Origin of the sequence: Streptomyces sp. NPDC015139 (assembly GCF_043079785.1) — a bacterium.
Classification (GTDB): domain Bacteria; phylum Actinomycetota; class Actinomycetes; order Streptomycetales; family Streptomycetaceae; genus Streptomyces; species Streptomyces albidocamelliae.
Genome location: NZ_JBIBUW010000003.1, coordinates 1 through 11,971, shown reverse-complemented (window position 1 = coordinate 11,971; position 11,971 = coordinate 1). Strand labels below are relative to the sequence as shown.

The following is an 11,971-nucleotide window of genomic DNA, read 5'->3' as shown; positions in this document are numbered from 1 at the left end:
CGCGGACACATGGGGAAAACGTCTCGCGGTGGCCGCCCGGTTCCTGGAAGGTGAAGGGATGCCACGGATGAGGGTGTTCTACGAGGACTGGCAGATGGAATGCTGCGGCACACCGTTCGCGGTGGGCGACGAGGTCGCGTGGCGGCTGGTGCCCTACGGCAGGAGGGACCGCCGCCGGAACGCCGGGCACGGCGCCGAGGCGTGGGTGGAGAACCACGGCGGCCCCGACCGGGCGACCACCGGCCGCGTGCACGCCATCGAGCTGGTGCACCAGGAGTTCCTGGCCCGGCACGATCCGCTCGCCGTCGACCACCCCGAGCCGGAACCCGGCACGCTGGTCCTGCGGCCCGCCGGGCGCCGCCTGGAGGAGGTCCCCGACGGCCGGACGCTGGAGCCCGTCGACGCCTGCCCCACGTGGTTCGAGGAGGACGAGGAGCCGCCGCCGCGGCAGGTGCCGTACCGGGTCCGCCGTACCGTGGGCGCCCTCGTCACACTCGACGCCACGGGATCCGTGGACCTCCCCCGGCCGGCACCCGACGCCACGCCGGTCGAACCCGGTGACCGCCCCTGACCGCTCCGGAGACAATGGACCCCGTGCGCTATCGCCTGCTCGGCACCACCCAGGCCGTCCGCCCCGACGGCACGCCCGTCCCGGTCGGCGGGGCACGTCTGCGTGCCCTGCTGAGCGTGCTCGCGCTGCGGGCCGGACGGACCGTCCCGGTCACCGTCCTGGTCGACGAGGTGTGGGACACCGACCCGCCCGCCGACGCCGGCGGCGCGCTCCAGGCGCTCGTCGGCCGGCTGCGGCGGGTCCTCGGCGCGGACGCCGTCGCCTCCGTGGACGGCGGCTACCGGCTCACCGCCGCGCCCGACGACGTCGACCTCACCCGCTTCGACCGGCTGACCGGCGACGGCCTGCGCGCCCTCGCCGACGACGACCCCGCCAAGGCCGCCGTCGTCCTCGACGACGCCCTCGCCCTGTGGCAGGGCCCGGTCCTCGCCGACCTGCCCGGCCACACCGCCGAGGCGGCCCGCTGGGAGACCCGCCGCCTCGACGCCCTGCGCGCCCGGCACACGGCCGCCCTCGCCCTCGGGCAGGCCGAACAGTCACTGCCCGAGCTGACCGCCCTGTGCGACGGCCACCCGCTGGACGAGCCGCTGCAGGCGCTGCGGCTGCGCGCCCTGCGGGACGCCGGCCGCCCGGCCCAGGCACTCGCCGGCTACGAGGACGTACGACGGCTGCTCGCGGACCGGCTCGGCTCCGACCCCGGACCCGAACTGCGCGCGCTGCACACCGAGTTGCTGAACGAGACGCCCCCCGAGCCGGCCGCGGCACCGGGTGCGCGGCCCGGCAACCTGCCCGCCCGCCTCACCTCCTTCGTCGGCCGGGAAGCCGACATCGAGGCCATCGGCGCCGACCTCGCCGCGGCCCGCCTCGTCACCCTGCTCGGGCCCGGCGGCGCCGGGAAGACCCGGCTCTCCCAGGAGGCCGCCGAGGCGGTGCGGCACACCGTCCGGGACGGCGTGTGGCTGGCCGAGCTCGCGCCCGTGGACGATCCGGAGGCCGTGGCGCAGGCCGTGCTCACCGCGATCGGCGCCCGCGAGACCGTGCTGCACGGCGCGGGCGCCGACACCATGCGCGCCGTCTCCGACCGGCACGACGACCCCCTCGAACGGCTCGTGGAGCACTGCGCCCGCCGCCGGATGCTGATCATCCTCGACAACTGCGAGCACGTCGTCGAGGCCGCCGCGCGGCTGACCGAGCGGCTGCTGGCCCGCTGCCCCGACCTGACCGTCCTCGCCACCAGCCGCGAACCCCTCGGGGTACCCGGTGAGCTGGTGCGCCCCGTGGAGCCGCTGCCCGAGCCCGTCGCGCTGCGGCTGCTCGCCGAGCGCGGAGCGGCTGCCCGGCCCGGATTCCTCGTCGAGGACGACCCCGAGGCGTGCGCCGAGATCTGCCGGCGCCTCGACGGACTGCCCCTCGCCATCGAACTCGCGGCGGCCCGCTTCCGCATGCTCACCCCCCGGCAGATAGCCGACCGGCTCGACGACCGCTTCCGGCTCCTCACCTCCGGCAGCCGCACCCTGCTGCCCCGCCAGCAGACCCTCCGCGCCGTCGTGGACTGGTCCTGGGACCTGCTGGACGCGGACGAACGCGAGGTGCTCGCCCGGCTGTCCGTCTTCGCCGGTGGCTGCGACCTCGCCGCCGCCGAGGCCGTGTGCGGCCCGGTCGCCCTGGACGCGCTCGGCTCCCTGGTCGACAAGTCCCTCGTGGTGGCCGCCCCCATGGCCCGGGGCGGGATGCGCTACCGGCTCCTGGAGACCGTCGCCGAGTACGCCTCCGAACGGCTCGACGAGGCCGGGCAGCGCACCGGTGCCGAGCGCGCCCACCTCACGTACTACCGCGAACTCGCCCGCACCACCGACCCGTTGCTGCGCGGCCCCGAGCAGCGCACCGCCATCGACCGGATCCAGACGGAGTACGAGAACCTGCGCACCGCCCTGCGGCACGCCGTCGCCCTGCGCGACGAGCAGGAGGCGCTGTGCCTGACACTGTCCCTCCAGTGGTTCTGGCAGATGCGCGACCAGCGCCTCGAAGTGCGCGCCTGGTGCAAGGAGGTGATGCCGCTCGGCCCGGACCCGTTCACCGAACCCGTCCGGCGCGCCCGCCCGGTGTGGCGGCGCGTCACCGACACCCCGCCGCCCTACGAGGGCGAGGTCCTGCTGGAGGCCCGGCGCGGTGTCCACCTGGCCCATCTCGCCATGATGGACACCGAGATGGAGGCCTGGCAGACCCCCGAGGCGAAGGCCAGGCTCCGCGTCATCACCCAGGTCTACGAGCCGGGCCTGCCGCAGACCTGCCGGGCCCCGGGCATGCTGTGGTTCTTCGCCGAGATGCTGACCAACGGCCTGGAACGGCTGCGGGTCATCATCGACGCCGCCGTGCGGACCTGCCGGGACACCGCGGGCTACGAGTGGGAGCTGGCCGGCGCCCTGCAGATGCGGGCCAACCTCCTCGCCAACCGCACCGCCTGGGCCGGCGACGCCACCCGGGACGCGGACGAGGCCCTGCGGATGTACCGCCGCCTCGGCGACGACTGGGGCACCGCGGAGGCGCTGTCCGCCCGCGGGGAGGCCCGCGAACGCAAGGGTGCCTTCCGCGAGGCCGCCGCCGACTACCAGGAGGCCATCGACCACGCCGAACGCCTCGGCGCGCGCGCCCAGATGGCCGTGCTGCGCTCCCGCCTGGGCAGCGTGCTCATGGAGTCGGGCGAGCTGGAGCGCGGCGAGCGCCTGCTGCGCGAGGTCATCGCCAGCCAGGACAGCATCCACAACGAGGCGATGCCCGCCGCTCGGTTGTTCCTCGCCTGCTGGCTCGGCCTGACCGGGCGGATCGACGAAGGGCGGGAGCAACTCCGGTTGATGCGCGAGGAGTTCAAGATCGCGCACTTCGTCGTGTTCGACGCGATCATCCTCGGTCAGGAGGCCTGGCTGGACGCCCTCGACGACCGGAGCGAGGAGGCGCTGCCCCGGGTGCGCAAGGCGCTCCGGCTCGCCACCGACCCGCTGTCCGAGGCCATCACCCCGCACATGAACTCCATCTGCCTCACGATCGCCGCGATGGCCCTGGCCCGCGTCGACGGGGGCGTCCGGGCCGCCGACGCGGCCCGCTGCCTGGCCGCCGCCGAGCGTTTCCTGCCGCCCGGCCACGGGCTGTCCGGGGTCGAGCGCCGGCTGTACGACATGACCGAGGCCCGGATCCGGGAGGAACTCGACGGCCCCGCGTACGAGGCCGCGTACGCCGAGGGCGGTGGCCTCTCCCTCGCGGAGGCCACCGCCCTGATCTGACCGTCCCGGCCGGTCAGGCCTTGGTGCGGAACTTGTGGATCGCGACCGGAGCCATGACCGCGGTGAGTCCCACCGACCAGATGAGGGTGACCCAGAGGTCGTGGGCGACCGGGCCGCCCTCCATCAGTCCGCGCGCGGTGTCGGCCAGGGCGGACAGCGGGTTGTAGTCGGTGAACGACTGGAGCCAGCCCGGCATCGACGCGGTCGGCGCGAAGATCGACGAGCCGAACTGGAGCGGCATCAGCACGAGGAAGCCCATGGCCTGCACCGACTGCGCGCTCTTCATCATCACGCCGAGGGTCAGGAACACCCACATCAGCGCCGAGCCGAACACCGCGGACAGGCCGATCGAGGCCAGCAGACCGGCCCAGTGCTTGATGTCGTAGCCCACGAGGACGGCGACCAGCATCAGCACGCAGGTCGCGAACAGCATCCGCATCATCTCCACCGCGATCTTCGCGAAGAGGACGGAGCCGCGCCCGATGGGCAGCGAGCGGAAGCGGTCCATGACACCGGAGTTGAAGTCCTGGTTGAAGCCGGTGCCCACGCCCTGGGCCATGTTCATGCCCATCATGGCCATGAGGCCGGGGATGACGTACTGGACGTACCGCTCCTGGCCGCCGCCCAGCGACTGCCCGATGGAGCCGCCGAAGACGTACACGAACAGCAGGGTGAAGACGACCGGGAACAGGATGGCGTCGAACATCGACTCCGGGTCCTGCCGGATCCACAGCAGGTTGCGGCGGATCAGCGCGCCGGTGTGCCGCAGATGGGCCCGCAGCGGGATCGGCGTGTCGGCCTTCGCGGTGGCCGCGGCGGCCGGGGACAGGGTGGCGGTGCTCATACGGCGACCTCCTGGCGGTCTTCGGCGGGCGCGGCGTCCTGCGGGGCACTGGCGCGGTGGCCGGTGAGGGACAGGAACACCTCGTCCAGGCTGGGCAGTTCGGTGGTGATGGAGGAGAGCGTGATGCCGCGCGCGGTGACCGCGCCGACCACGGCGGTCAGTTGCTCGTCGCTGAGGATCGGCACCAGCAGCGTCCCGGTCTCGTTGTCCACGGTGGTGGTCGCGAGGCCGGTGATGCCCAGCTCGTCCAGCATCCCGGCGAGCGGCCGCAGCTGGAGCGGGTCCACCGGGCGCACCCTGAGGGTGCGGCCGCCGACGCGGGCCTTCAGCTCCTCGATGCCGCCCTTGGCGATGACCTTGCCGCGGTCCACGACGGTGAGTTCGGAGGCGAGCTGCTCGGCCTCCTCCATGTACTGGGTGGTGAGCAGCACGGTGACGCCGTCGCCGACCATCGCCTTCACCTCGTCCCACACCTCGTTGCGGGTGCGGGGGTCGAGCCCGGTGGTCGGCTCGTCCAGGTACAGCACGGCGGGCCGGCCGATCATGGAGGCGGCGAGGTCCAGCCGCCGCCGCATACCGCCGGAGTACGTGCTCGCCGGGCGCCTGGCGGCCTCGGTGAGGGAGAACCGCTCCAGCAGTTCGTCGGCGCGCAGCCGGGCGTCCTTGCGGGACAGGTCCAGCAGCCGGCCGATCAGGTAGAGGTTCTCCCAGCCGGGCAGCTTCTCGTCCACGGAGGCGTACTGGCCGGTCAGGCCTATCACCCGGCGCAGCTGCCGGGGCTGGCGTACGACGTCGTAGCCGGCCACGACGGCCTCTCCGGCGTCGGGGGTGATCAGGGTGGACAGGATGCGCACGAGGGTGGTCTTGCCGGCGCCGTTCGGTCCGAGCACACCCATCACGGTGCCCTGCCGGACGTCCAGGTCGACTCCGTCCAGCGCCTTGGTCTCGCCGTAGTGCTTGACCAGCCCCCGTACGGTCACGGCGGGGCGCTCGCCGGCGGGGTTGTCATCGATTCGCGTCATGCCGAAGACGGTGCCAGGGCCCGCCGACAAACCGCCGACAGCCGGCCGACACCCCACCGACAGCCCGCCGACAGGGTTGCGGACGGGCCCGCGGACCCGCCCCGGAAAAGGCGGCAGCCCGTCGACGGGGGAAGATCGACGGGCTGCCGGCGGTGTTGCCGCAGTGGTCTAGTGGACGGAGTGCTCCTCCAGCGGGAACGTGCCGCCGACGACGTCCTCGGCGAACTCCTTGACCGCGTTCCCCATGACCTCGCGCAGGTTCGCGTACTTCTTGACGAACTTCGGCACCCGGCCGGAGGTCAGCCCCAGCATGTCGGTCCACACGAGGACCTGCGCGTCCGTCTCGGAACCGGCGCCGATGCCCACCGTCGGGATGTGCAGCACGCGCGTCACCTCGGCGGCCAGCTCCGCCGGCACCAGCTCCAGCACGACCGCGAACGCGCCCGCGTCCTGCACGGCCTTGGCGTCGCGCAGCAGCTGCTGCGCCGCCTCCTCGCCCCGGCCCTGCACGCGGTAGCCCATCGCGTTGACGGACTGCGGGGTCAGGCCGATGTGGGCCATCACCGGGATGCCGGACTCCACCAGCAGCCGGATCTGCTCGTGCGAGCGCTCGCCGCCCTCCAGCTTGACCGCCCCGACGCCGGCCTCCTTCACCAGCCGGGTCGCCGAGCGCAGCGCCTGCACCGGGCCCTCCTGGTAGGAGCCGAAGGGCAGGTCGCCGACGATCAGCGAGCGGGTCGTGCCGCGTACGACGGCGGCCGAGAGCATGGTCATCTCGTCGAGGGTGACGGGCACGGTGGTCTCGTACCCGAGGTGACAGTTGCCCGCCGAGTCACCGACGAGGATCACCGGGATCCCGGACTCGTCGAAGACGGACGCGGTCATCGCGTCGTAGGCGGTGAGCATGGGCCACTTCTCGCCACGTTCCTTGGCGAGGGCGATGTCGCGGACGGTGATGCGGCGAGTGCCCTTCCCCCCGTACAGCGCCTTGCTGCCGTCGGAAGGCTTGTTCTGGGCAGCCGAAAGCTGCGTCATGGCAACGGCTCCTTCAGTCATCTCGAGGCGCCCTCACGGCGTCCCCGGATCCTCTCCATGGTGGCACCTCGTGCCAGTCACGACCAGAGGGGGCCCTGTGATCCCCGCCCATGGCCGGAATCGTGTAAGACCTTGGTAAAGAAAATAAGATACGAGACGGTTCCGTATCGAAATGGTCCTAGGCTCGGACGCATGACAAGTCCCGTCCCTGCCTCCCGGATACCGGAAGCGGTGCACCGGCGCCGCTGGGCGATCCTCGGCGTGTTGATGCTGAGCCTGCTGATCGTGGTGCTCGACAACTCCATCCTGAACGTCGCCATCAAGACCATCTCCACCCCCGCGCCGATCGGCCTCGGCGCCACCCAGAGCGAGATCGAGTGGGCGATCAACGCCTACACCCTCGTCTTCGCCGGCCTGCTGTTCACCGCCGGACTCGTCGGCGACCGTGTCGGCCGCAAGAAGGTGCTGCTCGGCGGCATCGCCGTGTTCGGCATCGGCTCCGCGCTCGCCGCCGAGTCCGGCTCCCCGGGGCAGCTGATCGCCTTCCGTGCGCTGATGGCGCTCGGCGCCGCCTTCGTCATGCCCGCCACCCTCGCCGTGCTCATGAACGTCTTCGAGCGCGACGAGCAGCCCAAGGCCATCGGCATCTGGGCCGGCGGTGTCGGCCTCGCCATCGCCATCGGCCCGATCACCGGCGGTGCGCTCCTCGACCACTTCTGGTGGGGCTCGGTCTTCTTCGTCAACGTGCCGATCGTGATCGTCGCGCTGGTGCTGATGACCTGGCTGGTGCCCGACTCCCGCGACCCCAGCCCCGGCCGCCTGGACCCGATCGGCGTGGTCCTCTCCGTCGTCGGCCTGGTGCTGCTGGTCTACGGCATCATCAAGGGCGGCGAGCTGGCCGACTTCACCGACGCCAAGGTGCTCGCCACGATCGTCGCCGGACTCCTCGTCCTGGCCGCGTTCGTGGTCTACGAGAAGCGCAGCGACCACCCGTCGCTGGACGTCACCTACTTCAAGAACAAGGTCTTCTCGGCCGCCATGAGCGCCATCGCGCTGGTCTTCTTCGCGCTGATGGGCGTCACGTTCTTCGGCGTCTTCTACACCCAGAGCGTGCGCGGCTACTCCCCGCTGGAGTCCGGCGTGCTGATGCTGCCGCTCGCCCTCGCCCAGCTGATCTTCGCACCGCGCGCCCGGCTGCTGGTCGAGCGGTTCGGCAACAAGGCCACCACCACGGCGGGCCTGCTGCTGATCGCGGCCACCCTGGCCGTGTTCGCCACCTTCGAGGCGGACACCCCGATCTGGCTGCTGGAGGTCGTCTTCTTCCTCATGGGCACCGGCATGGCGCACATCATGACGCCGACCTCGGTCGTCATCATGCAGGCCCTGCCGCGCGAGAAGGCCGGCTCCGCCTCCGCGCTCAGCAACACCTTCCGCCAGGTCGGCGGCGCCCTCGGCATCGCCGTCCTCGGCTCGGTGCTCGCCACCGCGTACCGCAACGGCATCGAGGGCAAGCTCGGCGCGCTGCCGGCCGGCCTGCGCGACACCGCCGGCGAGTCCATCGAGGCCACCCTCGGCGTCGCCGCCAGGCTCGGCCCGCAGGGCAGGGCCCTGATCACCCCCGCCAACGACGCCTTCCTGCACGCCATGCACATCACCGCCCTGTGCGGCACGGGCGTCGCGCTGATCGGCGCCGTGGTGACCGCCCTGTTCCTGCCGGGCAAGCCGCCGGCCGGTCAGAAGGGCGAGAAGGAATCGGAGTTGGTCGCCGCAGCGGACTGAGCACCGGTGCGGTTCCACGGGGGAAGGAGGAGGCTGCGGGACAATTCCCGCAGCCCATCGAGAGGACGGATCGAGTGAGCCTTGCCGACGGCCGGACGCGACCGGTCACACCCGCGCGGGGCCGACCGCGCAGTGAGGCCGTGGAACACGCCATCCTGGAAGGCGTGATGAAGCTCCTGGAGGAGGGCGTGCCCCTCGCCGAGGTCTCCATCGAGCGCGTCGCCCGCACGGCCGGCGTCGGCAAGGCCACCATCTACCGCCGCTGGAGCGGCAAGGAGGAGCTGTTCGTCGACGTCCTGCGCGCCGCCGAACCCCCCGACCCCGAACTGCCCGGCACCTCCATGCGCGACGACCTCGTCGTCCTCTTGGAGTCGCTGCGCCAGCGCGGACTCAGGAGCCGCACGTCGGCCATCCTGCACAACGTGTACGCCCAGATGAAGTCCAGCCCGAAGATCTGGGCCGCCTATCACGCCGGTGTCGTCGCGCCCCGGCGCGCGCTCTCTCTGCAAGTGCTGCGCCGCGGGCAGGAGAACGGCGAACTGCGGCCGGACATCGACCTGGAACTGGCCAACGACCTGTTCAGCGGCCCCATGCTGGTGCGCACCATCATGCGTCCCGACGGCGAACTCCCCGAGGATCTCGCGGAGCGGATCGTCGACACGGTCCTCGCGGGCCTACGACCCGTCAGCTCGACAGCCTCGTAGCATCAATGTGCGCGTTTCGTCACAGACCACGCGTGCCACGGGGGTGACCGGAACTCCCGGCCCCGCTTCGTTCGTCATCGTCTTCCGTACGGCCGTCACGGGACGGCGGAACGGAGCCGATCATCCCCTAGGGTCGGAAGAGCACGGGGGCGGACGGTGTGCACGGCAGGCAGTGAGGCAGACGGTATGGCGCAGCAGGCGTACATGACGGAGACGGACAACGGCGGCTCGGGGCCCGAGCGACCAGGATCCCGGCTTCGGCGCCTCGCGCACAGGCTGCTGCACGGGTGGCGCGGCGATCCACGGATCTGGCGGCGGGGCATCGTCCTCGCCGTGCTCGCCCTGCTGCTCGCCCTCGTGATGCTGGTGCACTCCCGCATCCCCAACCGGGTGGGGAACCTCGGCTCCCTCACCGAGACCTTCCTGCCCTGGCTCGGCGTGGCCGTGCCGGTGCTGCTGGTGCTGGCCCTGGTCCGGAAGTCGGCGACCGCCCTCATCGCGCTCCTGCTCCCGGCGATCGTGTGGCTGAACCTCTTCGGCGGGCTGCTCACCGGCAAGACGGCGAGCGGCGGCGACCTCATGGTGGCCACCCACAACGTCAACGCGGACAACCCCGATCCGGCCGCGACCGCCACCGACGTGGCCGCGTCCGGCGCCGACCTCCTCGCCCTGGAGGAGCTGCCCGCCTCCGCCCTGCCCGTCTACGAGAAGGCGCTCGCGGGGACCTACCGGCACCACGCGGTCGTCGGCACGGTCGGGCTGTGGAGCAAGTACCCGATGACCGACGTACGGGCCGTGGACATCAAGCTCGGCTGGAAGCGCGCGATGCGTGCCACCGTCGCCACCCCGCGGGGCCCGGTCGCGGTCTACGTGGCGCACATGCCCTCGGTGCGGGTGAAGATGAAGGCCGGGTTCACGGCGCGGCAGCGCGACAAGAGCGCCGACGCGCTCGGTGAGGCCATCGCCGACGAGCGGCTGCCGCGGGTCGTCCTGCTCGGCGACCTCAACGGCACGATGAACGACCGCTCGCTCAACGCCGTCACCTCCCAGCTGCGCTCCACGCAGGGCGCGGCGGGCAGCGGCTTCGGGTTCAGCTGGCCGGCCTCGTTCCCGATGGCGCGGATCGACCAGATCATGGTCAAGGGCGTGGAGCCGGAGAGCTCCTGGACGCTTCCGCGCACGGGCAGCGACCACTTGCCGGTGGCTGCCCGTGTGAAGCTGGACACAGGCTCGTAACCCGCTGGAATACCGGGCCTGCGCGCATTTGTTCCGTCGGGGAACTTACTGCGAGACTCGAACCGCGTCTCGCACCCCGTACGGCACTGTCGCTCTGAGAGGTCCCTTCATGCCCCTGGCCCTGCTCGCCCTCGCCGTGGGCGCCTTCGGCATCGGTACCACCGAGTTCGTGATGATGGGCCTGCTGCCCGATGTCGCGGACGACCTGCACATCTCGATCCCCGCCGCCGGGCACCTCGTCTCGGCCTACGCACTGGGCGTCGTCATCGGCGCCCCGCTGCTGGCCGCGGTCACGGCCCGCATGCCCCGCCGCACGGTCCTCATCGGCCTGATGGTCCTGTTCGTCGTCGGCAACGCGCTCTCGGCGTTCGCCCCCGGCAACGGCTCCCTGCTGGCCGCCCGCTTCCTCAGCGGCCTGCCCCACGGCGCCTTCTTCGGCGTGGGCGCGGTCGTCGCGACCGCGATGGTGCCGCCGGAGCGCAAGGCCCGCTCGGTGTCCCTGATGTTCCTCGGCCTGACCGTCGCCAACATTGCGGGAGTGCCCGCCGCCACCCTGATGGGCCAGCACCTCGGCTGGCGGGCCACGTTCCTCGGCGTGAGCGTGATCGGGCTCGCCGCGATCGCCTCGCTCGCCCTGCTCATTCCGCACGACCACACCCAGGCCCCCGCGACCGGCCTGCGCGGCGAACTGGCGGCCCTCACCTCCTTGCCGGTCTGGCTGGCCCTCGGCACCACCGTGGCGGGCTTCGGCGCGCTCTTCGCCGCCTACAGCTACGTCGCCCCGATGCTGACGGACTCCGCCGGCTTCGCGGAGGGGAATGTGACGCTGCTCCTCGCGCTCTTCGGCGTGGGGGCCACCGCGGGCAACCTCCTGGGCGGCCGTCTCGCCGACCACTCCCTGCGGGGCACGCTCTTCGGCGGCCTGGTCTCCCTGGCCGCGGTCCTGGCCCTCTTCCCGCTGCTGATGCGCGCGGAGTGGAGCGCGGCCGTCGCCGTGACCCTCCTCGGCACGGCGGCGTTCGTCACCGGTTCGCCGTTGCAGCTGACGGTGATGGAGAAGGCCGCCGCGGCTCCGTCCCTCGCCTCCTCCGCCAACCAGGCCGCCTTCAACCTCGCGAACGCCGGCGGCGCCTGGATCGGCGGCCTCGCCCTCGCGGCCGGCTTCGACGTCACCTCGCCGGCCCTCGCGGGCGCCGTGCTGGCCGTCCTGGGCCTGGGCGTGGCGGGCGTGGCCCACGCGGTCGACCGCCGCCGCCAGTCCGCGCCGGCGTCGGCGGGGCGGGTCGTCACCTCGCATCTGCCGGAGGAGTCGGGGGCGTTGCGCCCCTGACACGGGGGTGCCCGGCATGACGAAGGGGCGTGGGGGGGGCCGCCCCCCCCCCCCCCCCCCCCCGCCCCCCCCCCCCCCCCCCGCCCCGCGGGGGGGGGGGGGCGGGGCCCCCCCCCCCCGCGCGCGCGCCCCCCCCCCGCCCCCCGGGGGAGCCCAGCACCCCCCCCACCCC

At 72.6% G+C, this 11,971-nt stretch carries 9 protein-coding genes; 6 read left to right on the top strand and 3 right to left on the bottom strand.

Translation table 11 applies throughout. The features are described from left to right. Positions 1-58: 58 nt before the first annotated feature. Positions 59-571, top strand: coding sequence for a DUF6578 domain-containing protein (locus ACF08B_RS08790; RefSeq protein WP_392316713.1), 513 nt, complete (start codon positions 59-61; stop codon positions 569-571). Positions 572-585: 14 nt separating this feature from the next. Further along, positions 586-3,849, top strand: a complete 3,264-nt coding sequence (locus ACF08B_RS08785) for a BTAD domain-containing putative transcriptional regulator (RefSeq protein WP_392316712.1) — start codon at positions 586-588, stop codon at positions 3,847-3,849. Between the two features lie 13 nt (positions 3,850-3,862). Here ACF08B_RS08785 and ACF08B_RS08780 read toward each other — a convergent pair whose 3' ends face one another. The 3 genes from ACF08B_RS08780 to panB form a co-directional block, all read right to left on the bottom strand. After that, positions 3,863-4,693, bottom strand: a complete 831-nt coding sequence (locus ACF08B_RS08780) for an ABC transporter permease (RefSeq protein ID WP_392316711.1) — start codon at positions 4,691-4,693, stop codon at positions 3,863-3,865. Then, entirely contained in the window at positions 4,690-5,715 is a 1,026-nt protein-coding gene (locus ACF08B_RS08775; protein ID WP_176985741.1) for an ATP-binding cassette domain-containing protein, read from the bottom strand. The genes ACF08B_RS08780 and ACF08B_RS08775 overlap by 4 nt, the downstream gene beginning before the upstream one ends. Before the next feature lie 168 nt (positions 5,716-5,883). Beyond that, positions 5,884-6,750 carry a 3-methyl-2-oxobutanoate hydroxymethyltransferase gene (gene panB, locus ACF08B_RS08770; RefSeq protein WP_093478119.1) on the bottom strand — a complete coding sequence of 289 codons (867 nt, stop codon included), beginning with the start codon at positions 6,748-6,750 and terminating at the stop codon, positions 5,884-5,886. 192 nt (positions 6,751-6,942) lie between these two features. On the opposite strand from panB, the gene ACF08B_RS08765 reads away from it, so the two are divergent. The 4 genes from ACF08B_RS08765 (at position 6,943) to ACF08B_RS08750 (ending at position 11,799) form a co-directional block, all read left to right on the top strand. Further along, positions 6,943-8,529 carry an MFS transporter gene (locus ACF08B_RS08765; protein ID WP_392316710.1) on the top strand — a complete coding sequence of 529 codons (1,587 nt, stop codon included), beginning with the start codon at positions 6,943-6,945 and terminating at the stop codon, positions 8,527-8,529. 74 nt (positions 8,530-8,603) lie between these two features. Continuing rightward, a complete protein-coding gene (locus ACF08B_RS08760) occupies positions 8,604-9,233 on the top strand; it encodes a TetR/AcrR family transcriptional regulator (protein WP_392316709.1) in 630 nt (209 codons plus the stop codon). A 186-nt stretch (positions 9,234-9,419) separates the two neighbouring features. Next, positions 9,420-10,469 carry an endonuclease/exonuclease/phosphatase family protein gene (locus ACF08B_RS08755; RefSeq protein WP_392316708.1) on the top strand — a complete coding sequence of 350 codons (1,050 nt, stop codon included), beginning with the start codon at positions 9,420-9,422 and terminating at the stop codon, positions 10,467-10,469. Between the two features lie 109 nt (positions 10,470-10,578). After that, complete coding sequence (locus tag ACF08B_RS08750) at positions 10,579-11,799, top strand: MFS transporter (protein WP_392316707.1); 1,221 nt, start codon at positions 10,579-10,581, stop codon at positions 11,797-11,799. Positions 11,800-11,971 lie beyond the last annotated feature (172 nt).